18 protein-coding genes and 1 pseudogene are annotated in these 23,479 nt (G+C 67.5%); 2 read left to right on the plus strand and 17 right to left on the minus strand.

Features of this window, described 5'->3' with window-relative positions; genetic code table 11:
• Positions 1-107 precede the first annotated feature (107 nt).
• The 5 genes from MKK58_RS05520 to MKK58_RS05540 all read right to left on the minus strand — a co-directional run bounded on the left by MKK58_RS05520 (position 108) and on the right by MKK58_RS05540 (position 5,776).
• Positions 108-1,655 carry a hypothetical protein gene (locus MKK58_RS05520; protein WP_243911136.1) on the minus strand — a complete coding sequence of 516 codons (1,548 nt, stop codon included), beginning with the start codon at positions 1,653-1,655 and terminating at the stop codon, positions 108-110.
• Between the two features lie 158 nt (positions 1,656-1,813).
• A complete protein-coding gene (locus tag MKK58_RS05525) occupies positions 1,814-1,987 on the minus strand; it encodes a hypothetical protein (protein WP_243911137.1) in 174 nt (57 codons plus the stop codon).
• Between the two features lie 502 nt (positions 1,988-2,489).
• A complete protein-coding gene (locus tag MKK58_RS05530; RefSeq protein ID WP_243911138.1) occupies positions 2,490-2,813 on the minus strand; it encodes a hypothetical protein in 324 nt (107 codons plus the stop codon).
• A complete protein-coding gene (locus MKK58_RS05535) occupies positions 2,810-4,366 on the minus strand; it encodes an AAA family ATPase (RefSeq protein ID WP_243911139.1) in 1,557 nt (518 codons plus the stop codon). The genes MKK58_RS05530 and MKK58_RS05535 overlap by 4 nt, the downstream gene beginning before the upstream one ends.
• A 585-nt stretch (positions 4,367-4,951) precedes the next feature.
• Positions 4,952-5,776: a metallophosphoesterase gene (locus MKK58_RS05540; protein ID WP_243911140.1), complete on the minus strand. Its 825-nt coding sequence runs from the start codon at positions 5,774-5,776 to the stop codon at positions 4,952-4,954.
• 376 nt (positions 5,777-6,152) lie between these two features.
• Here MKK58_RS05540 and MKK58_RS05545 point away from each other — a divergent pair, with 376 nt between their 5' ends.
• Entirely contained in the window at positions 6,153-6,893 is a 741-nt protein-coding gene (locus tag MKK58_RS05545) for a DNA-binding protein (protein ID WP_243911141.1), read from the plus strand.
• A 72-nt stretch (positions 6,894-6,965) separates the two neighbouring features.
• On the opposite strand, the gene MKK58_RS05550 is transcribed toward MKK58_RS05545, so the two are convergent.
• Positions 6,966-9,575, minus strand: coding sequence for an AAA family ATPase (locus MKK58_RS05550; RefSeq protein WP_243911142.1), 2,610 nt, complete (start codon positions 9,573-9,575; stop codon positions 6,966-6,968).
• A gap of 105 nt (positions 9,576-9,680) precedes the next feature.
• Entirely contained in the window at positions 9,681-11,516 is a 1,836-nt protein-coding gene (locus tag MKK58_RS05555) for a recombinase family protein (protein ID WP_243911143.1), read from the minus strand.
• Between the two features lie 59 nt (positions 11,517-11,575).
• On the opposite strand from MKK58_RS05555, the pseudogene MKK58_RS05560 reads away from it, so the two are divergent.
• A pseudogene (locus tag MKK58_RS05560) lies at positions 11,576-12,976 on the plus strand (ComEC/Rec2 family competence protein); the annotation flags it as partial.
• Here MKK58_RS05560 and lexA read toward each other — a convergent pair.
• The 10 genes from lexA to MKK58_RS05610 form a co-directional block, all read right to left on the minus strand.
• Entirely contained in the window at positions 12,970-13,722 is a 753-nt protein-coding gene (gene lexA, locus MKK58_RS05565) for a transcriptional repressor LexA (protein ID WP_243911144.1), read from the minus strand. The pseudogene MKK58_RS05560 and the gene lexA overlap by 7 nt on opposite strands.
• Before the next feature lie 108 nt (positions 13,723-13,830).
• Complete coding sequence (locus MKK58_RS05570; protein ID WP_243911145.1) at positions 13,831-14,532, minus strand: metallophosphoesterase family protein; 702 nt, start codon at positions 14,530-14,532, stop codon at positions 13,831-13,833.
• A 77-nt stretch (positions 14,533-14,609) separates the two neighbouring features.
• Positions 14,610-15,572 (minus strand): type II secretion system F family protein, encoded by a 963-nt coding sequence (locus MKK58_RS05575; protein ID WP_243911146.1) that lies wholly within the window; start codon positions 15,570-15,572, stop codon positions 14,610-14,612.
• An 80-nt stretch (positions 15,573-15,652) separates the two neighbouring features.
• The gene (locus MKK58_RS05580; protein ID WP_243911147.1) at positions 15,653-16,621 is read right to left on the minus strand and encodes a type II secretion system F family protein; all 969 of its coding nucleotides are present in this window, start codon (positions 16,619-16,621) and stop codon (positions 15,653-15,655) included.
• Positions 16,618-18,072: a CpaF family protein gene (locus MKK58_RS05585; protein WP_243911148.1), complete on the minus strand. Its 1,455-nt coding sequence runs from the start codon at positions 18,070-18,072 to the stop codon at positions 16,618-16,620. Before MKK58_RS05585 ends, MKK58_RS05580 begins: the two co-directional genes overlap by 4 nt.
• Before the next feature lie 42 nt (positions 18,073-18,114).
• Positions 18,115-19,359, minus strand: a complete 1,245-nt coding sequence (locus MKK58_RS05590; protein ID WP_243911149.1) for a CpaE family protein — start codon at positions 19,357-19,359, stop codon at positions 18,115-18,117.
• 79 nt (positions 19,360-19,438) lie between these two features.
• Positions 19,439-20,173 (minus strand): CpaD family pilus assembly protein, encoded by a 735-nt coding sequence (locus MKK58_RS05595; protein WP_243911150.1) that lies wholly within the window; start codon positions 20,171-20,173, stop codon positions 19,439-19,441.
• 47 nt (positions 20,174-20,220) lie between these two features.
• Positions 20,221-21,732 (minus strand): type II and III secretion system protein family protein, encoded by a 1,512-nt coding sequence (locus MKK58_RS05600; protein ID WP_243911151.1) that lies wholly within the window; start codon positions 21,730-21,732, stop codon positions 20,221-20,223.
• Positions 21,733-21,767: 35 nt separating this feature from the next.
• Positions 21,768-22,565: a Flp pilus assembly protein CpaB gene (cpaB, locus tag MKK58_RS05605; protein ID WP_243911152.1), complete on the minus strand. Its 798-nt coding sequence runs from the start codon at positions 22,563-22,565 to the stop codon at positions 21,768-21,770.
• A gap of 125 nt (positions 22,566-22,690) precedes the next feature.
• The gene (locus MKK58_RS05610) at positions 22,691-23,197 is read right to left on the minus strand and encodes a prepilin peptidase (RefSeq protein ID WP_243911153.1); all 507 of its coding nucleotides are present in this window, start codon (positions 23,195-23,197) and stop codon (positions 22,691-22,693) included.
• Positions 23,198-23,479 lie beyond the last annotated feature (282 nt).

Below are 23,479 nucleotides of genomic sequence, written 5' to 3' on the forward strand. Positions count from 1 at the left end.
CGCGATCCCCGCAGCGAGCCGAGGTTCAGGTACGAAGGACAGGGATCGAACGGAAAACGCCGCCCCGGGGGAGGGGCGGCGTCCTGGTCCTTGGCCGTTGCCCGCGGTCAGCGGGCCCTGCGGTAACGGGCCGGCCCGCGGACGGTCCGGACGCTCTTCGGCTTGCGGGCGGCACGGTCGGTCGACGGCTTGCGGACGGCACGGCCGGTCGGTGCCCGCTGGAGGACGGCGACCTTCTGGCGGAAGGACTTCTCGGTGCCCTGGTTGGCGGCGCCGCTATCGTTGTCGGCGGCGGGATCGAGACGAACCGCAGTCCAGATCTTGGCGATCGGCAGGCGGCCGGCGCCGACCGCACGCTGCTGGGACTGCATGTTCCACTGCCGGTACACCGCCCACACGGTCTTCTCGCTGACGCCGATGATGTCGGCGACCGTGGCGACGTCGTAGCCGTCGTGCATCATCCAGGTGATGGACGCGTGCCGAAGGCTGTGGACGCACGCTTCCGGGACCCCGGCATCGGCCATCACCTCCCGCACGGTCCCGCTCAGGTGCGAGCGGAAGGGTGACCCGTCGAGCTTGTGGATCACGTGCTGCGCGCCGGTGATCCGGTCCCGTCGCTCCCAGATCGAGGCGAAGGAACGGAGCGGCCCTCGCATCGCCGAGCTGAGCTGGGGCTTGCCGCCGTTCGGGTCGTCGCCGTAGCCGGCGCGGTGGATGGCGTTCCGCTCGACGTCGATGCAGCCGCCCCGGGCGTTCAGCTTCCACTTGAGGGCGCGCGCCGCGCCATGCCGGGTCCCGCTGTACACCGCGATCCGCACGAGGCGGGACACGGCGCGGCGGTGTGCGACGGTGTCGGGCTTGCGCCTGACGCGGACCTGCCTCTCCTCGCCGGTGGTCGGATTGACCACCGTCTCCATGAGCCAGCCGTTCGTGGCCTTGTCCCAGACGTAGCCGCGGCAGCTCTCCAGGATCCTGGCGAAGAGGTGCCGGTCCACCAGGAACTCACGCCGCGTGAAGTGTGCGGGCACCTTGATGGCGGGCATCCAGGGGATCTGGAAGAAAGCGACGTAGGCCTGGATGGCGCGGCGGAGGTGGCCGATGTCGTCGCACGCCGTCGACAGGCTCACCCGCGGGGCGACCTTCTTGGTCTTGGAGTACGCCCCGTGGGCGTCCCTCATGCGGGCGTCGATGTACCGGGTGATGGCGACACCGTCGAGATCGCCCAGGACCTTGCGGCCGAGCCGCCGCAGGAGGGTGGTCGTGCGGGTGACCATCGTCCGGTGGGCGCGCCTGCGGTGACGGTTGGCTTGGTACAGGCACCGCTGGTCGTCGCGGTACCATTCGAGGATGACGCGCACGGGGACGTCGCGCGGCGCGACCATACCCCTCGCCCTCGCCTCGACGGCGAGGATCGTGGTCGTCAGGAACTGCCGGGCCTCGACCTCCTGCGACGCGGGCAGCGCCAAGCTGTGCGCCCTGCCGCGGAAGACCGCGTAGCAGGTGGGCTCGCCGTCGGTCAGGCGGTCCGCCCTGATCCAGATCCTCGGGGGGCTGGTCTTGCGGCCGCGCCTGCCGGTGGCGACTGCGGCCTGGAGCAGGGTATTCGTGAGGTTCGCGTTGAGGAGCTGGCCGAAGTCTTGATTTGCGTTGGACATGATTCTAGAACCCGTTCGTTATGTGCTTCAGGCCTCGGGCTACCTCCCGCGAAGAATGCGGCCCGGGACCATCGGCACGTTGAGAGAGAGCGCCTGTCGACCGTCCGGTCGATGGGCGTTTTTTCGTTCGTGCGCCGGGGTGGGCCAACGGTGCCCCCTTAGGGGACCTTGGGCTTTCCGGCGCTCATCGCCGCGATCGCGGCCGGGGTGACCAGGAGCTTTCCGGCGACACGCACTGGTGACAGCACGCCGTCGCGGATCGCGGTCCGGAGCGAGGAAACGCCGAGCGGGCCATGGGGCCAGAACAGCGCCGCCGCCTCGGCCAGGGTCATCAGTTCATCTGGTCTCCAGAGTTCTGGTTCGGGTCGGTCCACAACCCGTCGTTGTCGCTGTGGATGCTTCGTCTGCATCGCCTCCTCCTCGTATCGATGCCTGGGCTCATTGCCAAACGTAGCTTCAGGTTGCGTCGGCGATCGCCCGCGGCTCATTCCCGACCCGCCGATCGATCGGGCTCGGGACCGGCTGATGGGAAGGTCCGCCGACATGCTTTTTCGCTCTGTGGACGCAAGGAACGAGTACGATCTCCTTGAGGGATCGGGACACCGTTTCAAGGATCGGCGCGCCCATCCTTTCCTGCCGCCGGCTCTTTCCTTTAGGTCGCACTCTTGCGGCGGGTGTGAACCGGTCGATGCCATGGCATCGTTTCGACGACCTAAAAGCCAGGTCCGACCAACAACCAAGGGTTGAAAAACGATTTTCCATTAACCATGTTGGTCCGATTCGTGGTCCCGGACGACGCGCGGGCTGCGACAGCCTGCCGCATATTTCAGGGACTTAATTCGACGATCGGCGCCGTTTGAGGCCTTCCGGATCGGTCGTTTCCGACGCAGTCCGACCCGAATCGACCGTCCGACAGGTGGAATCGACCCTTTCGCGAACGGCCGCGGACGGCCTGACGCGGCCGGTGAACGGGATGACAGTACCGTGGTGGCGCAGGGCCAGAGGCTGCGCGAGGCGCTCGGCCTCGTCGATCACGGCGTCGCCCAGGGCCACAAGGGCCCGGCGCATCGCCCTGCGATAGGCCTCGTTACCGAGCTCGTCGCGCAGCACGACCGCCCTGTTCACGAATTCCGTCAGGTGGTGAAGTTCGTCGTTCATGGCTTGGCTCCCTCGATGGCGGCTTGGTCGGCATGGGCCCTGGCGACGATGGCGCGGAAGGCGGCGCCGCCGATGGTGCGGGCCTCCATCACCGCGTCGGCGACCGCGGTGATCGTCGACCAGTGGGTCCTGACCAGATCCCGCGCGTGGGCGTAGAGGCGCTGAAGGTCGGCCTCCACGGCGCGCGAGAGCGATGCGTCGACCGAGAGCAGGGTGTAGACGTTCTCGGGATCGGCGCGGTACGAGAGCCGTCCGGCCATGCCGAGCGAGACATGCAGCGCGGCGACCTCCCGCGTCGCGCGGGCGAGGTCGGACCGGGCGCTGCCGCCGGCGCCCGAACTCACCACCCCCGCCTGTTCCTCGGCGGCCCGGCCGGCCAGCAGGGCCGTCACGATCGCCTCGTGACGGGCACGGGTCATCAGCATGCCCCTCGGTTCGTCGATCCGCGTATGGCCCCCGCTCATGCCTTGCCGGACGCACGAGATCGTCGTGACGATCCCGACGCCACAATGATGCGCGATGACCGCGTGGGCGGCCTCATGAAGCGCACATGCGAGCACGGCCTCGACCGGCCGGTCGTCGGTCGGGATCGCCTCGGCCATCAGGTCGACGAGCCGGAGCTCGCGCCCGGCCTCGCGCGCCCGGGCGCGCGCGGTCGTCACGAGGCCCATCGCCACGGCGCCGGTCTCGCCCTCGATCACCGCGGCGACGCCCGAGAGGTCGGCGCCGGGAAGGTCGTCGCCAAGGTGCTGGCGGAGGATCCGCGCCATCACGCCCGCGTCCGGCCGCTCGATGCGGAGGATCCTGTTGAACCGTCCCGGGCGGACCAGGGCAGGATCGAGGTGCTCCGCGAAGTTCGTCGCAGCGATGACGACAAGCTTATTCGCAGGTCCGGAAATAGCGGAGTCGATGGACATGAGGATATGATTGATCAGAGGGGTCCAAAAATCTCTATTCCTATCTGACACTGACTTTCTTGAAGGTAGAGCGTCAATTTCATCTAGGAAAAGTATCGCAGGAGACTGTGAAGCCGCGAGCGCGATGACCCTATCGCACTCCTTTATCATTGAATCCAGGTATCCGGAACCGCTTGCGAACCAAGAACTCACGCTGGAAGCGATGAGTGGAAGTCCCGTCGAACGCGCAAGCGATCGAACATAGGTCGTCTTACCAAGACCGGGGTCCGAGGCGAGTACGACCGTGCGATCTATGCTTTCAAAGGGCAGGGTGCCCTGGCGCCATGCCGCGAGGTCGGCGACGAGGCGCATGCCCCAGCGGTGGGCTTCCCCGTAGCCGACCGTTTCTTCCAGCATCGGGGCCTTGGAGACGGCGGCGTCGACGCCGGCCTGCGAGCCGATCGCCTGGATCCGCCGAACGCATTGGCGCGGCGTCGAACCCGTGCGGATGGCGGCGCAGAGGGTGTCGAAATCCGTTCCGGCGGCCAGGCCGGCCGGCAGGTTGCGCGGACGGCGGCCGGTCGCCTGCCTGATGACCTCGGTGAGGACGGCGTTCGACGGTGTCCCGACGGTGATGCGCAGGTCGGCGGCGGCCATGAGGGCGGCCGGCAGGTAGCGCGACGGGTCCTGGGAGACGCCGCAGATGCGGCCCCCGCGCGCCAGCTTCTCGCTGACGAGGACATTGTCGTGTGAGGGCTTGTCCCTGACCCGGTCGGATCCGGTCCTGACGCAGTGGAAATGGAAGTCGGCCAGCCGCGATGCCGCGTCCCGGAGGGGTGCCACGTAGCCCTCGGACGGGGCCTCGATGACGAGGGCGAGCGATCGCGAACCGGCCACGCGGCGGCGGCCGAGCGCGCCGAGCGTCTCGCACAGCAGGAGCCATGCGAGGGTGTCGCGGGGCGATTGGAGTGGGTCGGGCTCCTCCTCCGGCTCGCGCAGGAAGGCGTCGTCGGGGAATTCGAGGGGATCGAAGGGCATGGCGTCCTCGCACGGGCGGGGACGCCGGTTGCCTCGTGGGGCCGGCTATCCTCGCGGAATGGATCGGTGGTTTCGTGGGATGTTTGGTTGGCCAATGTGTTTCACGGTAGCCTCAAGGTTGGGTGCTATGATCAAATAATGCTTGATATTGCTGTATAGCATCAATGTGTGATCAGATCAAGACTATATAATTGGCGATTATACTTAGGTGATTGACGTGGTTGGGTCGAAAGGGTCGGGTTCCTTGGGAACCTCGATGACGAGATCCGGCACGAAGCCCGTATCCTCCTCGACGTGCCCGCGCGAATTGCAGACCACGCGCGTTTCGTGGAGCACGTAATCCGAGTGCCGATGGACATGGCCATGCACCCACAGGGCAGGCCGCCGGTCGGCGATGACCTCCTCCAGGTTCGAGGCGTAGCACCAGTCGAGATGCCCCGGCGGACCGAGGCTCATCGGGCTCGGCGCATGATGGGTCACGACGACGGTCCGCTCGGGCGGGAGGGGGACAGCGGCCGCCAGGAATGGCCGGCTCGCCCTGTGCAGCCTGAGGACGTCCTCGGGCTCGATCCGGTGCCGGCTGCTCGGCCCGGTGCGGATCCTACGAAAGTCGTTCATGCCGTCGCGGCCGCCGGCCGACCGCATCCCGTGGAGCAGGCTGAAGGCGCCATGCCGGAAGTCCGTCCAGAGGGTGCACCCGACGAAATGCACGTCCCCGATCGTGACGGCGTCGTCCATCAGCAGGTGGATCCCGAGGCGATCGGCGGCGGCCCGGCCGAGGCGGACCTGGTCGGACAGGGTGTAGCGATCCTCGCCGCGGTCCCACCAGAAGTCATGGTTCCCCGGCACGTAGACGACCGGCACCCCGAGGAAACGTTCGCCGATCCATTCGAGCGAGCGCACGAGCGGAACGTGGACGTCACCGGCTATGACGACCGCGTCGAACCCACCGGCCGCCACGCTCGCGGCAGGGTCCCATGCGTTCGCCGGGATCTCTTGGTGTAGGTCGCTGAAGACGAAGAGGCGCATTTTCATGCCTCCGATGACCACAGGGCTTGTGGGCCGTGGTGATGACGAGGACCGGGCACTCGCCTCGGTCGGCCCATGGGGCCTGGTTACGCGCGCCGACGGGCGCAGGCCGTTATGCGGCCTGCGGGGCTTTCATCCGGGTACGGGCGAGCATGTTCGTCATGGGAGCCCAGGTGGGCGTGGACGGGCCCGCGGTCAAGCCGGCGGCCCGGATCATGGTTGACGAATGGTTAACGGGAATCCCTGATCGTCCCGTGGACGGAGACTCCGTGAGGATCGAGAACGCGGAACGTTCCCAATTCCCGTTCCTGCTTTTTTCAGCGTCGTTTAACCATGGATCGGTCAAACTATCCCTCGGTTCGGAGAGGGTTTCGCGATGACGCCGCAGGAGTGGGTCTACAAGGTCTGCGACCGGATCCACGCCAAGGGCGACGAGACGGTCACGAACGAGGCGGTCATCCGCGCGATGCGGGGCAAGCAGCGCAACCCCGGCCTCGCCCGCGGGACCGTCTGCCTCCACGTGCGGAACTGGAAGGTGGAGCGGGAATACAAGCCGCGGCTCGACGTCTGCGTCTTGCCGGAGCCGATGCAGGCGGGCCTGACGACGTTCGCCGGCGCGGTGTGGGCGGCCGCGATGGTCGAGGCTACGGCCCGTCTCGACGACGATCGCAGGCGGGTGGAAGAGGAGCGGATCGCCACCGACGGGCTCCTCATGGAAATGGGCGCCCAGTTGGAGAAGCGCCGGGCGACCGGCAAGCTCCAGGATTTAGAGGTTGTCCGGCTACGGGAGGAGAATGCCAAGCTCGGGGCGGAGGTCGTACGCTTGCGCAAACGGCTCGATCACATTCGGGCCGAGGAATACTGGGACCGCGTCATGCGGGAGATCTTCGCGCTCATCCCGCCGCGGGGGACCGCGACGGCGGAGGAGATACTCCCGAAATTGCGGCAATCGACGCGTCGCGGCGCGCGACTTCACCGCGAGCCATTGGACCTGGATACGCTGCGCAAGAAGATGGACGTACGTGTCCATCACGGAAAGTTCTTCGTCAGGACCAAGGACGGTGCGTACCAGCGCGAGCCCCGGCACCTTGCCGCGATGGCCCACGGGGAGACGTAGGCGTCGAAGGGCGACATCCCGGTCCGGCTCGAACCGAAGGCCGCGGGTGATGTCCCGGGCAGGACCGAAAGATCAGGCGACGGCCTTCTGCTGTTCCCGCACACGTTCGACCCAATCGCCGAGGTCCTGCACGGCCTTCATGACATCGTCCGGTATCGGCGGCGCGGCGTTGCGGCCAGGTGAGGGATCGTGGGATTCGGTCTGGTCGCAGCACCGCTTGAAGCCCGCCGCGAAGGCCTGCACGTCGGCGGCGGTCAGGGTCGTGACCTTCAGGAGATCCTTCGTGGCGATGTAGTCGCGATGGCGATGGATGACCCCACAGAAGGCGACCTCTTCGAGCGCCCGCTCCCAGGTGCTGCGCAACTTGCTGTAGATGCGCGAGACCGCGATCCCGTATTCCTCGTCCTCCTGGGCATCGTACAGGATCCTGGCGGCCCTGGCCTCCTTCCCCAGAATGTCGAGGCGCTCCCTGACCTTGGCGCCGACCCATGGCAGCCCCGTGCTTACGATGCCCGCCCCGGCGGAGGTGTGCGAGAGCGAGACCAGGCTGATGGGCACGTGTCCCTCCCCGGCGAGAACGTGGAGGTCGTTGAGGAAGACGAGGTCGTGCGTGAAGACGATGATCTGACGGATCCCGCCCTCCTCGACGAGGCGTTCGGCGACCTTGCGGCGCCACCGATGGTCGAGCGAGGACACGGGATCGTCGAAGACCAGCGTCGAGCCATGCGCGGCCGTCGCGAGCTCCGTGAGGAAGGCCGCCAGCGCCACGCAGGTCTGCTCGCCCTCGCTGAGGATCTCCCCGACCTTGGCCTTTTCGTTGGCGAACAGGCGTACCTGATAGTGCGGGGACCCGAGCCTGCCCCCGGAACGCACGATGTCGACCCTGACCCGCCGGGCGGCAAGCTTCTGGATCTCCTCCTGGAAACGGTCGCGGACCTTCGGCGTGATGACCTTGTCGGCGATGGTGTTGCCGAGGGCGGTGATCGCGTTGGTCACCGTCTCGGCGAGGCAGGCCTTGATGACCGCCAGCGCGGATAGACGCTCCACCTCGATCCGCGCCTTCGGCAGAAGCGTCGCCAGCAGGTCGCGATCCCGGAGTTCGTCGCGCTCGGCGGCCAGGCGGGCACGGCCCGCCGGATCCGACGCTGCCAGCAGTTCGGCGGCGTAGGCCTCGGTATCGGCCGCGACGCGCATCAACGCGGGGACGATGCCGTCGGACGCCTCGCGCAGCGGAATGGTGCGCCCGTCGCGGATCGCCTTCAGGCATGCCCACCGTCGCAGCCGAGCCGTCGCCAGGCCGCGGCGCAGGACGGCGGCGACTTCCGGATGGATGACGCCTAGCCGTCGGCCGAGCGCGAAGGCCGACATACGGATCGACACGCCGGCGAGGTTGCCGACGGCGTCCCGGTACGCCGTCTCGGTCAGACGGGCCTGGCGCTCGCTGTCGGCCTTCACGAAGTCCTCGAACGTCGCCTTCCGGTCGCCTGCCTCCGCCGAGACGGGTTGGTGGCAGAGCACGCACAGTGCGTCCGCGTCCGTACGGGGGAAGCCGTGACCAACGTAGGCGACGTGCTCGGAGTAGTGGCGTGCCGCATCCCACAGGGCTCGCCAGGTCGCCTCGCCGACCCCGCGGAGGGCGGTTCCGCCGAAGGCACGCTCGGCGGCCAGCGTGGCGGCGGCGCGTTGAGCCCGCGCTTCCCCGGCAAGCGTGGCCAGGCGCCCGAGGGTGGCGTCGTCCGTGGCGGACATGACCTTGCCGACGTCCTCGGCAAGCCGCCTCAAGGATTTCGCCAGTTCCCTTTGCTCCGCCGATGCGCGGACGGGTTCACGGGCGAGGTCGGCGTCGAGGCGGCGGAGCCGCGAACGCTCGTCGTCGGACAGGACGGCGAGGTGCTCCAACGGCCCCAGGTCCGTGTCCGGTGCCAGCGCGCCGAGCAGGCGGCCGGTGCCCGTGGCCGCCCCGAAGGCCGGCTTGGCAAAGGCCTCGTCCCGGCTTCGTTCGAGCGTCGCCTGTTCTGCGCTCAATGCGGTCCTCAACGATTGGCACGCCCCGGCGAGCTCGTCCGGGATGTCGAGCCCGAACGGCCTGAACGCGACCTCGTTCGTCTCGCGCACATGGACCGCGCCGCACTCGCGATCGAAGACGCTGATCGAGGCGAGGGCAGGGTGGGGCGATACGGCATCGGTCCAGCACAAGGCAGGTACGGGCGATCCGCCGACCGTGCATCCGATCGTGGCGGATCCGGCGGCGGCGGCGGTCTCGAAGGCGTTCGGGAGGATACGGCCGGGGAAGCGCGAACGGCATGCGCGCTTGAGGATGCGGGCGTACCCGGACTTGCCCACCCCGTTGTCGCCGTAGACCACGGTGATCCCGTCGACCTGGAAGGGGAGCTCCTGTCCGGGCGCGAGCTTGTTGACGCCGACGACGTCGCTGATCGCGGTCAGCGCCACCGTCTCGCCGGCGGCCGCGGCCCCGGGGACATGCTCCGCGGACAACGGAACCGCGACGATGGCGAGGCCGGGAGAGCCGCAGCCCTTCTTGCAGAGCAGCACCAGCTCGCCAAGGTCATCGGCGTCGAGCGTCCCGTGAGCAACGATCCTACGCAGAGCATCCCGTTGCCAGTGCGGCCGGGTGAGCGACCACTGCAGGATAATCCCGAAGACCGAACCGGTCGTAGCCATCGATAGCCGTTCCCCGCACCCGCCGGAAGCTTAGCAGGCGCTCGCATGCGGGGCTAATGGCCATCGGTGCGTTCCCTCCGATCCGGCGGGCCGATCATCCTCGGTCTAGCCGGCGCCGGTGCGTTTCGCCCTCTCCACGTCCTGCCAGTACATCGGCGGGTGCGCGGCCTCGGCCTCGGCGAGCCATGCGCCGCGCCGGCGGAGCTCGGCCCTGGTCGCACGGTAGCCCATCCCGAACATCGACCCGGCCCACGGGATCCAGCCCTTGTACTCCTCGTTCCACCAGTAGCCGTCGCGGAACAGGTGCCGACCGCCGTCGATGGTGTCGATCTCGATGCGCCCGTCGGGGTGGCAGCGCATCGCGATGAAGGTGTCACGGATGATCTGGCGCATCCGTGTCCGGCCCATGAAGCTCTCCTCATCGGCGGCCTTGATCTCCGGCTCGGTCGTCGCGGCGGCCCTGTTTCGGGTGAGCCTGATGAGCTCGCCGACGGCCTCGACGCGCTCGTCCAAGGCGTTCGTCGCCTTGAGGGCGGTCAGCGTCGCCGAGATATCGACGATCTCCCGGTCGAGCCTCGCTTGCTCGGCCGCGATCTCACGCAAGGGTTCGTCGGCGTATTCCATGAACTCTCGGAATTTCCGGACGATCGCCGAGCCGCGCTCCTTGAGCTCCGCCCGCATGGCGACCTTGGTGCGGAGGAGATCGTCCAGGCGTGCAGCCTCGCCCTTCGAGCCGCCGGAAAGGTCGAGGGTGACGAGCCAGCTCAGGATGGCGTTCTGGTTATCGTCGTAGGGGATCCGATAGGTGTTCGTGCAGTTGCCCGAGCGTTCCCCAGAGCAGCGCAGCACCGGCGTCGACCGGGGCCCGCGATCCCGGTAGTTCATCAGCCTGCCGCAGGTCGCGCACGTCGCGACCATGCCGAACAGGTTGGAGATCACGGTGCCCTGCCGGCCGCCGGCGTTGGGTGCCTTGCCCATGCGGCGCTTGTCCGCCACCGCCCGGGCCCGGGCCCAGAGCTCCTCGTCGATGACCCGGGGGTAGTAGTCGAGGACGGGCTCCCCGACCGGCACGCGCCGGGAGACCCGGACGCCGTTCACCTCCTCGAAGGCGAGCTTGTGCGGCTGGAACTCGCCGATGAGCGCCCTGTTGTCGGTCACCTTCTGGACCGTGCCGCCGTGCCACTGATGGCCCGTCCCCCAGCAGTGGGTGTCCTTGTCGGGATCCTTGTTCAGGAACTCGGCGATGCGGTCGCGGCCGTGGCCGTCGGCGAGCCAGCCCATGATACGCTTGACCACGGCGACCCGCTTCGGATTCTCCACGAACTTGTCGTCGACGAGGGTGAGCCACCCGGGGACCCGCCTGGTCAGCTTGCGGGTGCCGATCGACCTGCGCTTCTCCTCCCAGGTCTTTTGGAGCCGGATCGACTTCATCCTCGATTCCTCATGCCCCCGCATCAGGGTCATGACCGAGAACATGAAGTTGGCCTGGCTCGCCTGGTCGTCCGGCTCGTTGCGGTAGACCATTCGGTCGGTGAGCGAGACAACGATGATCCCCGCGTTCACGAGAGCCAGCAGCATCATCTGCGCCGTCGTGACCTGCGTCCGCGTGAAGCGGTCGAGGCTCTCCATCAGCAGGTAGGACCCCTTGGGGACGAGGCCGTCGTCCACCGCCTTCTGGAAGGCCGCGAGCTTACCGGGGCCGCCCCGGGCGGCGTTCGCGCCGGTGTAGCCCGAGACCCCGATGTCGTGCAGCTTCAGGGTGTCGTCGAGCGTGAGGTGGGGGTTCTCCCTGAGGTAGTCCTCACGCATCTCGACCTGCCGCCGAAAGCCGTCCCGGTACCGCGTGCGGTCGTCGTGGTTGGCCTGCCGTTTCGAGCTCAGGCGGATGTAGGAATAGGCCCGCGCCGGAGGCGGCGGCTTCTTGGCGGTCTCATGTCCCATGGCGACGTCCAGGCTTTCTGTTCGAACCTGCGTACGCCAAAAGCCGGCCTAGTCAAACCTACGTTGTCTCGATCTCGGGCCTGCACATGGTGCTGGCGGCCGGGGTGGTGTTCTGGCTGGTGCGGGCGCTTCTCGCGGTCATGCCCTGGTTCGCCCTTCACTGGCCCATCAAGAAGATCGCCGCGGCCTTCGCCATGGTGGGCGTGACGGCCTATTGCGTCTTCTCGGGCTGGGACATCGCCGCCGAGCGTGCGCTGATCATGACGCTGGTGATGCTGGGCGCGATTCTCGTGGATCGCCCGGCGCTGAGCATGCGCAACCTCGCGCTCGCCGCGATCATCGCCCTGGCGCGCGAGCCGGACGGCGTGCTCGGCCCGAGCTTCCAGATGTCCTTCGCCGCCGTGGCCGGACTGATCGCCTGCGCGCGCCTGATCGGTGGTGGCGCGTTCCGTCGCGACGGGAGCGGGCCGCTTGCGCGCGCCTGCGGATGGCTCCTGGTGGCGATCGTGGGAACGCTCGCCACGACGCTGGTCGCCCAGTTGGCGACGGCGCCCTTCGCCACCTATCACTTCCAGACGGTGCAGCCGTTCGGTCTCGTGGGCAATGCCCTGACTCTGCCCCTCGTCTCCCTCGCGGTGATGCCGGCGGCCGTCCTCGGCATCCTCGCCTACCCGTTCGCCCTCGACCAGCCCGTCTGGTGGGCGATGGGCCTGGCCGTGCGAGGCATGCTGGCGATCTCGGGCTGGATCGCGGGCTTCGGCCACGCCACCTACGTCGTGCCGGCCTTCGGCGCCGCGGCCCTCACGCTGATGGCAGCGGGCCTCGTCATGCTGACCTTGCCGGCCTCGTCCCTGCGCTGGCTCGGACTCCTACCGGCCATGATCGGCATCGGGCTTGCCGCCTATCCGACGCGGCACGACGTCTACGTGGATCGCGAAGGTGCGGGCGCGGCGATCCGCGATTCCAATGGGCGTCTCGCGATCCTCGGGCGTCCGCCCCCCTTCGTGCTGGACCAATGGCTGAAGGCCGATGGCGACGACCGCAAGGCTGGCGCGGTCACGGCTCACCCCTCGGCCCGATGCGACCGGCTCGGTTGTACCGTGTCCCTGCCAGATGGACGCAAGATCGCGCTCGCCACCGACAAGCGCGCTCTGCCGGAGGATTGTGCGCGGGCCGACATCCTGATTACCCGCCGAGACGCGCCCCCCGGTTGCGCCGCGGCCATGATTCTCGATCGGAGCTTCCTGCGCACGCACGGCGCCAGCGCGATTCGATTCGGTCCGGACGGTCCCATCATCACTTCCGCGCGCAGCCCCGGCGAGGCGGTGCCGTGGCGTGTGTCCACGAACGAACCGGCCCCGACGCCGCAAAGCGCGATCGAGATCGTACCGCCGCGCGCGCAGCCCGAGCCCGACGACACGGACATGCCGGACGCCGAACCGGGCGACGCGGCTCAGTAGCGCCGGACGAGGCTCACCAACCGTCCCTGGATACGGACCCGATCGGGTCCCAGAACGCGAGTCTCATAGGCCGGGTTGGCCGCCTCCAGGGCGATCGAGGATCCGCGCCGGCGCAGGCGCTTCAGCGTCGCCTCTTCGTCGTCGATCAGCGCCACGATGATGTCGCCCGTGTTCGCGGTCTCCTGCTTACGGATGACCACGAGGTCGCCGTCGAGGATGCCGGCCTCGATCATCGAATCGCCGCGCACCTCCAGGGCATAGTGCTCGCCCCCTGCGAGGAAGTCCGGCGACATCGTCACCGAGTGGCTCTGCTCCTGGATCGCCGCGATCGGCGTACCGGCGGCGATCCGACCCATTACCGGAATGGTGACGGCGCGACCGCTCTCGTCGGTGGCCTGCGTGGTCGGCAAGCGAGAGACGGAGGCGCCCGCCGGTATACCCTTGCCTTTGCCGCCCTCGACGACGCTCGGCGTGAAGCGGCGAACCTCGGGCGCCGCGGTGGCGCGGGACGCTCCGGCCTCGCCACCGAGGCTCTCCGGCATCCGGATCACTTCGATCGCCCGCGCCCGATTGGGCAGGCGGCGCAGAAAACCGCGCTCTTCGAGCGCCGTGATCAACCGATGGATGCCCGATTTCGACTTCAGATCGAGGGCATCCTTCATCTCGTCGAACGAAGGGGGAACGCCACTCTCGCGCATCCGGTGCTGGATAAACTGGAGGAGATCCAGCTGCTTACGCGTCAACATGCGGAACACTCATCGTTCAGGCCGCGGGTTGCGTCGCGGCGTCACAGAAACAAATCACGAACACATTAAACGTTCCGCAAGTGTTCCGCAAGAGTTCCTAGTGGGCTGTCAAGGGCGTCCGGACCGATCGGACGGCGGCTCGGCGTCACGCGGGGCGTAAAGAAATTCCACCGGGCCCGACGACGCCATCGTGAAGATCCCGGCGGTGAGGACTCGGCCATACACACAGGCCGTATCCAGATTCGTGCGGAAGCTCCGGACATCCGGTTGGCCACTCCGCTGGGGCGTGTGACCGTGAACGACGTGCTTTCCGAAATCGAACGCTGTGCCGAGGAACGGCTCGCGGATCCAGAGACGCGCCGTGACGTCGGGATCGATCCCACGACATCCAGGCCGAAATCCTGCATGCACGTAGTACCGCCGGGCGTCCTCGTGAACCGTCGGCAGGCCCGAGATCCAGGCGAGAACCTCATGCGGCATCGCTTCGGGATCTGTGACCCCAAAGGATCGCAGCGTTTCGATGCCGCCATTGGCGAGCCAGGCCGGCGCGTCGTGGGCATCTCGATGAGCGTCGAGCATCATCTGCTCGTGATTGCCCCGCAGGCAGATCATCGTTCCGGGCGAGGCCGCCTGACGCGCCCGGAGGATGCCGATTACACCGGCGCTGTCGGGCCCCCTGTCCACGTAATCGCCGAGGCAGACGATGGCGGCGGCCCGTCCCCGGGCGTGCGCGTCGATCTGATCCAAGAGCCGTGTCAGCGCATCCGCGCAGCCATGGATGTCACCGATCGCATAGGTCAGGTCGGACATGCTGACTCCGGGCGTCCGTCACCCGTCCGACATAGGATGGCCCGGCCTCTCCGGCGAGCCGTGGCCGTCCGCCTGATCTACCGGAAGACCTGGACGAGCGCGGGCGTGAGAATCACGACGAAGAGCACGGGCAGGAAGAACAGGATCATCGGCACCGTGAGCTTGGGGGGCAGGGCGGCCGCCTTCTTCTCGGCCTCGTTCATGCGGGCGTCGCGGCTTTCCTGTGAGAGAACGCGCAGTGCCTGACCAACCGGTGTTCCGTATCGCTCGGCCTGGATCAGGGCCGTGGTCACCGCCTTGATCTGATCGAGGCCGGTGCGGTTGGCGAGATTTTCGAAGGCGATGCGTCGGTCGGGCAGGTAGGAGAGCTCGGCCGTGAGCACCGCGAGTTCCTCGGCGAGCACGACGGATTGACTGACGATCTCGGTGCTGACGCGGCGGAACGCGTGCTCCACCGACATGCCGGACTCGACGCAGATCAGGGCGAGGTCGAGAGCGTCCGGCCAGGCGGCCCGAATCTCGGTCTGGCGCTTCTTCGACGCGTTGAGGAGGTAGAGTTCCGGGGCCTTGATGCCGAGGAGCAGCACGGCGATGACGACCACCACCCGGATCGTGAAGGGTTGATTGATGACGCCGAGGACGAAGACATAGAAGGCCGCCACGATGCCGAGAACGATCGGCGTCACGAGGCGGAAGAACAGGAAGCCGGTCTCCGCTCCGGGCGAGCGAAAGCCGGCCATCACCAGCTGCTTCTTGGCGGTCTCGGTGCCGAGCCAGCGGCTGAGGTTGAACTGCTCGACCACCCGCTTCATGTAGGCCTTCGGCGTCGTCCGCAGGGTCGCCTTGGCGGCCAGGCGCTCCCGTTCGCGTCGGCGGATCTCGTCGCGCTCCTCACCCACCAGCTTCATGCGCTTGCCCAGCCGGTCCGGCTCGATGACGGGCTGCAGCAGCGCGAAGGCCGTGGCGGCGGTGGCGATCCCGGTCATGACCATGCCGAGGAAGCGCGGATCGGTGACCTTCGCGGCTATGGCGTCCAGCAAGGGGTGTCTCCTGAGCGATTCGACCGGACGAGGATGCCTTCCGGAGAATACGCCCGAGCGGGTCGGGCGCGTGGTGAAATTCAGACGTCGAAGTTGATCATCTTCTTCATGGTGAAGACGCCAATCGACATCCAGATCGCGGACGCCACAAGGGCGAGCTTCCCGATATCCGTCCGCCAGAGCAGGGAGATGTAGTCAGGGCTCGTCAGGTAGGTGAGCGTCGCCACCACGAAGGGGAGGGCCGCGATGATGCCGCCCGACGCCTTGGCCTCCATACTCATCGCCTGGATCTTGCCGGCCATCTTCTTGCGTTCACGCAGCACCCGCGAGAGGTTCGAGAGCGCCTCGGAGAGGTTACCGCCCGATTTTGCCTGGATACTGATGACGATCCCGAAGAAGTTGACGTCTGAAACCGGGACGCGCTCGTACATCTTGACCAGCGCCTCACCAAGGGACAGGCCCAAAGTTTGCGCTTCCACCACCAGGCGGAATTCGGACCGGATCGGCTCTTCCGCTTCCCGCGAGATGATGCGGAAGCAATCGCCCACCGGGATGCCCGCGCGCACGCCGCGGGTGATGATGTCGATGGCGGTCGGCAATTCCTTGATGAAGGCGGCGATGCGGCGTTTGCGGAGAAAGGTCAGGATCCAGAGAGGCAAGCCGAATCCGCCCGCGAACACCGCGCCCGCCGCGACGATCGGGCTTCCCGTCATGACGAGCGCGCCCGCTCCCACCACCAGCGCAAGGACCGCCGAAATGAGGTAGAACTGGTTTCGCGACCAGGACAGTCCCGCCCGCGCGATCTTCAGTTCGAGGGTGACCTTCGTCCCGTCGCGCTTGGCCTCGACTTCCTTGAGGCTCTTGGCCACCTGTTCGCGACGGCTGACGATCGCCGCTCGGCTGCCCGGAGCCGCGACGACGCTGACCGCCTTCCTGCGCTCGGCCGAGCGGCGCTCGCCCGTCAGGTAGGGCATCACGAACACGTAGGCGACGGCGCCGGCAGCGACGGCGGCGAGCCCCGCCGCGAGGGGCAGATGCAGACCGCTCACGGTTCACCCCCGCCGAAATCGGCCGCCGCATCGAGGGCGTCGGCCAGGGCCTTCTCCTCGCCGTAGTAGCGCGCGCGCTCCCAGAAGCGCGGGCGCCCGACGCCTGTGGAGCGGTGACGGCCGATCAGCTTGCCGTTCGCGTCCTCGCCGAGGACGTCGTAGAGGAAAAGGTCCTGGGTGATGATGACGTCGCCCTCGAGCCCCAGCACCTCCGTGATGTGGGTGATTCGGCGCGAGCCGTCCCGGAGGCGCGTCGCCTGGACGATCACGTCGATGGAGCCGCAGATCATCTCGCGCAGCGTCCGCGACGGCAGGCTGAAGCCGCCCGTGGTGATCATCGACTCGATGCGCGCCAGGGCTTCGCGGGGCGAGTTCGCGTGCAGCGTTCCCATGGAACCGTCGTGGCCGGTGTTCATCGCCTGAAGGAGGTCGAAGGCCTCCGGGCCACGGACCTCGCCGACGATGATGCGCTCGGGCCGCATGCGCAGGCAGTTCTTGACGAGATCGCGCATTGTGACCTGGCCGGACCCCTCCATGTTGGGGGGGCGCGTCTCGAGGCGGACGACGTGGGCCTGCTGGAGTTGCAGCTCAGCCGCGTCCTCGCAGGTGATGATGCGTTCGTCCGCGTCGATGTAGCGGGTCAGGCAGTTGAGGAGCGTGGTCTTCCCCGAGCCGGTACCGCCCGAGATGACGACGTTGCACCGGACACGGCCAATGATCTGCAGGATCTTAGCGCCCTCGGGAGAGATCGCCCCGAAGGTGACGAGCTGATCCAGGGTCAGCTTGTCCTTCTTGAACTTTCGGATGGTCAGGACCGGCCCGTCGATCGCCAGGGGCGGCGCGATGATGTTCACGCGGGACCCGTCCGGCAGGCGTGCGTCGCAGATCGGCGAGGCCTCGTCGACCCGGCGGCCGACCTGGCTCACGATCCGCTGGCAGATGTTCATCAGCTGCTGGTTGTCGCGAAACCGTACGTTGGTGAGCTGGATCTTGCCGCCCACTTCGATGAAGGCGCGGTTCGCGCCGTTGACCATGATGTCGGCGATGTCGTCCCGGGCGAGCAGGGGCTCCAGGGGGCCATACCCGAGGACATCGTTGCAGATGTCGTCGAGGAGTTCCTCCTGCTCGGCGATCGACAGGACGATGTTCTTGAGCCCGATGATCTCCGAGACGATGTCACGGATTTCCTCACGCGCCGCCTCGGCATCGAGCCGGGCCAGCTGCGAGAGGTCGATCGCCTCGATCAGCGCACCGAAGATCATGCTCTTGGTGCGGAAATAGTCTTCCGACTTCGCTGCCGCGGGCGGTGGCGCGGCCTCGGGCCGGAGGGGCGCCTCGGCCCTGGGGCGCAGGGCCGAATCATCGTGAACCGGCAGGATCGCCTGCGGCTTGGCCACGATCGCAGCCGGCCGATCCTCGACCGCCGCGGTGCCCGAGCGCCTACCGAACATGGCGCGGTCTCCCGGCGGCGAATGCGGGCAAGGTGCTCGGCATCACGAGGCCTTCCGACGCGCGAGCTTGGACAGCAGCGGCTCGAACAGGTTCTGGCGCGCGCGCCGGTGCTCCGTCCGTCCGGTGATCGCAGCCGCCAGGCTGGAGAAGATCTCGGCCGCCTTCGCCCCGCTCTGCACCTCGGCCACCATCTGCCCGTTGTTGGCGGCCGTACCGAACAGGGCCGCGTCGAACGGCACGCTGGCAGCGATCGTCGCGTCCAGGGATTTGGCGAACTCGGCCGCGGCGATCTCGGGCCGCTTCGGTACGCCGGTCCCGTTCAGGATCACCCGGGGCCTGCGGTCGTTCGGGCGATTCTGCTGGAGGATGGTCAGCAGGTTCTTCGTGTTGCGCAGGGCGGCGAGTTCGGGGCTCGCCACGATCAGGATCTCGTCCGCTCCGATGAGCATGCGCCGCGACCAGGCCGTCCATTGGTGCGGCACGTCGAGGACGATGCAGGGCACGGCCGCGCGCAGGAGATCGAGAAGATTGTCGAAGGCCGGCTCGGTGAGGTCCGTCGTGCGATCGAGGGTGGCTGGGGCCGCCAGCAGCGAGAGGTTGTCGCTGCACTTCGACAGCAGCCTGTCGAGGAGGTTCGAATCCAGCCGGTCCGGCGCGAACACCGCCTCGGCGATGCCCTGCGGCGGGTCCTGGTTGAAGTTGAGGCTCGCCGTTCCGAAGGCGATGTCGAGGTCGGCGATGACCGTGGCGGTGTCCTGCTCGCGGGCGATCGTCCAGGCGAGGTTGTGGGCGATGGTGGATGCGCCGACGCCGCCCTTGGCACCGACGACCGCCACGGTCCGTCCGACCGGCTTGGCGCCCGGGACCGTGAAGAGGTCGGAGATCGCCTGGATCAGGTCGATCGCCAGCACGGGCGCCATCAGGTACTCGCTCACCCCGCGCTGGATGAACTGCCGGTACAGCTGGACATCGTTGACATGCCCGATGACGACGACCTTCGTGCCCTCGTCGCAGACCTCGGCCAGCCGATCCAGGCATTCCAGGGGGCGGGATCTGGCGCTCTGCGTCTCGATGACGATCACGTTCGGGGTCGGCGCATGCCTGTAGGCCTCGACGGCGGCGGGGCCGCCGCCCATCTGAACCTTGATATGCGCTTTCTGCATCCGCCGGTCGGACCCTACGGACTCGATCAGCGACGCGGTCTCCGACGTCTCGCAGAAGGCCTGGATCGTGATGCGAGGCACCGGGGCGATGATGCGCTCAGACGACGCGTTCAGGTCCGGCATGGGGTGGGTTCCGGTTCTGGTTGCCGCCGATGCGGGAGGAGGACTGGCAGTTGATCGCGTTGGCCGGAAGCCAGCTCGGTCACTGATCGACAGCTGACTTCACGGACGTCTTTCCATCCTGCCGCCATTCGGTTGACGGATCCTTGCCTTCGCGCACCTTCGTGATGTCGCCCGTTCGGCGGATCGTGTCGATCCGACCCTCGGGGCGCCCGCGCACGAGATCGACGGGGTCGGCGACCTGGGCGGCGAAATTGGTTTGGCTGGCGCAGCCGAGATTCCAGTGAGACTCGTTGCGGCCGTTGAAGGCCGGATCGCCGACGCCGAGATCCTGGGGCCAGGTTCCGCACTGGCTGGCGACCTTCGCCTCCATGCGCTGGAAGGTGAGACGCAAGGGGGCGGCAAGGCCCGGATTGGCGACCGCGTAGCTGGTAACAGAGATGCGGCCCGGCGGGATCCCACCGTCGGCACCGATCCGCCGGATCGCCGCGGCGGTCCGCTCCACGCCCGCCCCCATTCCGGGTGCGACGCCGCGCGGTACGTCGAGCACGAGGATGCCTCGCCCATAACGGCGGAACTCGAGGATGAAGGCGTCGATATCGGCGGCCTGACGTGGGTCGATATGGCCGGTCCCGGTCACGAAGACATCGAGGCTGCGCGCGCCGTCCGCGAGGACGATCGGGTGGCGGGCGCGATAATCGTTCGGGTAGAGCGAGCCGGTCGTTGCCACGCGATCGGCGCGGCACGCGCCCAGCAGCGCGGCGACGCTCGCGACCGCCGTCAAGGCCAGTGCGTTTCGGGGAGACGGAAGGGACATCGTGGTCGGGTCCTGTAGAGGCGGCGCGCGGAGAGGAAGCGGTCGTCCTAGTCGGTGATGAAGCCGACGCGGCCACGGTAGCCATTGCCGAGGGGGTTGGCGCCCGCGACCCCGTAGAGCTTGTTCAGGCGGCCGAGCAGGATGGCCTGTGCGTCCTGGGCGTCGACGAAACCGTCATCCGGTCGCGCGATCTGGCGCGGTTCCATGGCTTTCGCGATGTACGGGGTGACCATGATCATCAACTCCGTCTCCTGACGCTGATAATCCCGGGAGCGGAACAGGGCGCCGATGATCGGAAGGTTGATCAAACCGGGCAAACCGGAGATCGCCGCCTTGTTGCGCTGCTGGATCAGGCCGGCGGTCATCATCGTTGCGCCGGAGGCGAGCTCCACCGTGGTCTCGGACTTGCGAACGGTGAAGCCCGGAATGGCCGTTGTCGTACCGGTGAAGTTGATGTTCAGCGAGTTCTGCTGATCGATCTCAGTCACCTGCGTACCGACCCTGACCGAGATACGGTTCTCAGCTTGGACCACCGGGGTGAAGGTCAAGCTCACCCCATATTCCTTGAAGGTAATGCTCGGAACGCACGTCTGAACGGTTGATGTCCCCGTCACCGAACAGCTCAAATTTCCGGGTACGGGGATCTGTCCGCCTGCCGTGAAGTTTGCGGCCTCCCCGGAGATTGCCGTGAGCGTTGGCTCCGCGAGCACACGGGAGACCCCCGCCTGTTCGAACGCCTTCAGGGTCGCGGTGAGGCTTGCCCCGCCGGAGCCGTTGACCGTTCCTGATAGGAGATTCCCGTTCGGAAACTGGCCGCCATTCAGTGTAAGTGGGGTCGTGTTGGCAAGATTCAGTCCGGACCAACTGCCATTCAGGTTGACGCCGAACTGCTTCAGAACCGTGCGTGCGACCTCGACGACGGTGACCCGCAACATCACCTGATCCTTGTTACGGATCGTCAGGTTGTTGATCACCGCTCCACGCGAAACCGATGCCCCCCCGGCAGCGGGTCCGGCGCCACCGGCGCCACTCCCGATCCCCACGAACCCGTTCGTGATGTCGACGGCCTGCGCGGCTTCGGAGGCCGAGCCCACCGAACCCGAGAGGATGATCGAATTGCCGGCTGGGCGGAGGTCGAAACGCCCGCCCGGGATGCTGCGCGTCAGGATCTGGCTGAGTTCGCCGAGGTTCAGGTTCGTCGCCACCGTGACGTCGAGGGCGGTGATCTGCCGTCCCTCGGCGTCCATGATGAAGATCGAGGTCGCCCCGTTCTCCATGCCGATGACGAAGACCTTGCGGGTGGACCGTACGACGGCGTTGGCGACCTTCGGATTGGCGACGAAGACCTCCTTCGCATCGCGCGGCAGGTCGATGACCAGGGAGCGTCCCATGGTGAGGTCGACCCGCCGGGCCGTGGTGCCTTCGTTTCCGCCGACCGCGAGGACCGGCGCCGGGATCACGTTGCGGGTGGGTTGGGCCCGAACAGGGCCGGCGGACGCCGCGACGACGAGCGCCGCTCCGACCGAGCCGAGGTGAAGGAATGTGCGGGAGTAGATCATCGGCGCGTCCTCTGTCGTCAGGTGTGCGTTTCGTCTCAGCGCCGCGATTGCTGCTTCGCGACGCCGAACCGCACGACGGTGAGCGCTGTTTCGGGACGTGCTTCGAGGGTCGGATCGCTGCTGCGACCGCTGTCGACGAGGCTCCGGAGCGAGAGGGAGAGTTGCCCGGCCTTCTGGGCCATGGTCACGAGTTCGGCCTGGGCCGGGGTCAACGCGAGGGTGGCGGTCTCGCCCGTCACGACGTTGTTGCCGTTCTTTTCCTGCACGATCTGTCCGATCGCCAGAACGCGAATGTCCTGAAGCAGGGTCTCGGAGGCCTGGGCGTCGCCGTTGCCGCGCCCCGCCTCCTCGTCCCGGTAGGTGCGGATGATGTCGACATGGTCGTTCGGCAGGATGAAGCCGCCCGCCGTGTTCGAACCGCGCGTGTCGATGGTGATCGCGACCGCCCGCATGCCCGCGGGAAGGACCGCGGCGAGGAAACCGCCATCGGACCGGGCGAGCTTCTGCGGGCGGATCGGCTCGCCGGCGAGGAAGTTCGAGCGGGTGATGGACCCGACGGTCTCCTCCATGCCCTTGGGTGAGGCCGTGCGGGTGATGTAGCCCGCCGAGAGCGCATCGTTCGGCCAGGGTTGCCAGCGCAGGTCGGGAGTCTGGATGTTCTGACCCATCGGCAGCTCGGCGGCTGCCACCAGCACGTCCGTCACCGCGACGGCGGGGGGCGGAGCGACGGCGATCGGCTGAACCGTCGGCTTGTCGTCGCCGCTCATCAAGAACGCCGCTGCGCCGCCCGCACCGAGCGCAATCGCGAGAACGGCAAGTCTGGCTGGTTTCATCACCGGGCTCGAACCTGAGGACGGCGGATCGCCGTACCGCTCGGATTTGGGGCCGGATTCCTCAAATTACGGTTAACGAGCGGTAAGCAATATGATCGAAACTGCTTTTTGTCAGTTTTGCCTCATCAGACCCCGAGGCTACGGGTCCAGATGACGGTCTCGGGCAGGATCAAGAGAGCGGCAAGTGCCAGCGCGATTCCGTATGGAACACCGGTCTTCGCGTCGTGCAGATGCAGGGCGAAGGGAAGCCGTGCGACCGCGCCGGGGAGGGGGAGCGAGCGCATCGCGAGGAGGCCGAGCGTCAGGGCACCGCCGCTCACGGACGCGAGGAGCAGATACTCGGCGAGGTGATCGAAACCGATCCAGAGGGCGGTCGCCGCGGCGAGCTTGGCATCACCGCCGCCGATCAGGCCGAAGGCGAACAGGGTGAAAGTCACCGAGAGGGTGACGCCTCCGGCGCCGAGGTGCCCCGCGAGCTCGATCCAGCCGAGACCGCTCCCGATGGCGAAGGCCGCGAAGGCGACAGCCAAGGCAATCGACACGGTGTTGGGGATGAGCATGGTCAGAAGGTCCCGCGAGGCCGCGTAGGCCATCAGGAACGGGAAGATCACGAGGAGGCTGAGGTTCGCCATATCGATTCGTCAGGCTCGCGCGACGCGATCGGCGCACGGACCATGCTCTGGGCCGGGCCTCTCTGGGGTGATCCGGGACGTGTCTCTTGCTGCTCGGCGACCCTCCGGCGAGATTGGCCCGGGGGTGGGTCGGCCGCGTCGCGGTCGAACGGCGGAGAGGGCAGCCACGCGAACGTGGCATGCCCGGGATTCCGTTATCTGCCGGTCACACGTGCAAACGACAGTGTCCTTCGTTGGAGAGCCGAGCCATGTGCTCGATCCATGTGCGGCCGAGCGAGGTGC

It is taken from the genome of Methylobacterium sp. J-078, from assembly GCF_022829285.1.
Lineage (GTDB): Bacteria > Pseudomonadota > Alphaproteobacteria > Rhizobiales > Beijerinckiaceae > Methylobacterium.

Excerpts from the sequence above, each read along its gene's own strand:
- MKK58_RS05520 (WP_243911136.1), bottom strand. The coding sequence starts at position 1,655 with ATGTCCAACGCAAATCAAGACTTCGGCCAGCTCCTCAACGCGAACCTC.
- MKK58_RS05525 (WP_243911137.1), bottom strand. The coding sequence starts at position 1,987 with ATGACCCTGGCCGAGGCGGCGGCGCTGTTCTGGCCCCATGGCCCGCTC.
- MKK58_RS05530 (WP_243911138.1), bottom strand. The coding sequence starts at position 2,813 with ATGAACGACGAACTTCACCACCTGACGGAATTCGTGAACAGGGCGGTC.
- MKK58_RS05535 (WP_243911139.1), bottom strand. The coding sequence starts at position 4,366 with ATGGCCGCCGCCGACCTGCGCATCACCGTCGGGACACCGTCGAACGCC.
- MKK58_RS05540 (WP_243911140.1), bottom strand. The coding sequence starts at position 5,776 with ATGCGCCTCTTCGTCTTCAGCGACCTACACCAAGAGATCCCGGCGAAC.
- MKK58_RS05545 (WP_243911141.1), top strand. The coding sequence starts at position 6,153 with ATGACGCCGCAGGAGTGGGTCTACAAGGTCTGCGACCGGATCCACGCC.
- MKK58_RS05550 (WP_243911142.1), bottom strand. The coding sequence starts at position 9,575 with ATGGCTACGACCGGTTCGGTCTTCGGGATTATCCTGCAGTGGTCGCTC.
- MKK58_RS05555 (WP_243911143.1), bottom strand. The coding sequence starts at position 11,516 with ATGGGACATGAGACCGCCAAGAAGCCGCCGCCTCCGGCGCGGGCCTAT.
- lexA (WP_243911144.1), bottom strand. The coding sequence starts at position 13,722 with ATGTTGACGCGTAAGCAGCTGGATCTCCTCCAGTTTATCCAGCACCGG.
- MKK58_RS05570 (WP_243911145.1), bottom strand. The coding sequence starts at position 14,532 with ATGTCCGACCTGACCTATGCGATCGGTGACATCCATGGCTGCGCGGAT.
- MKK58_RS05585 (WP_243911148.1), bottom strand. The coding sequence starts at position 18,072 with ATGTTCGGTAGGCGCTCGGGCACCGCGGCGGTCGAGGATCGGCCGGCT.
- MKK58_RS05590 (WP_243911149.1), bottom strand. The coding sequence starts at position 19,359 with ATGCCGGACCTGAACGCGTCGTCTGAGCGCATCATCGCCCCGGTGCCT.
- MKK58_RS05595 (WP_243911150.1), bottom strand. The coding sequence starts at position 20,173 with ATGTCCCTTCCGTCTCCCCGAAACGCACTGGCCTTGACGGCGGTCGCG.
- MKK58_RS05600 (WP_243911151.1), bottom strand. The coding sequence starts at position 21,732 with ATGATCTACTCCCGCACATTCCTTCACCTCGGCTCGGTCGGAGCGGCG.
- cpaB (WP_243911152.1), bottom strand. The coding sequence starts at position 22,565 with ATGAAACCAGCCAGACTTGCCGTTCTCGCGATTGCGCTCGGTGCGGGC.
- MKK58_RS05610 (WP_243911153.1), bottom strand. The coding sequence starts at position 23,197 with ATGGCGAACCTCAGCCTCCTCGTGATCTTCCCGTTCCTGATGGCCTAC.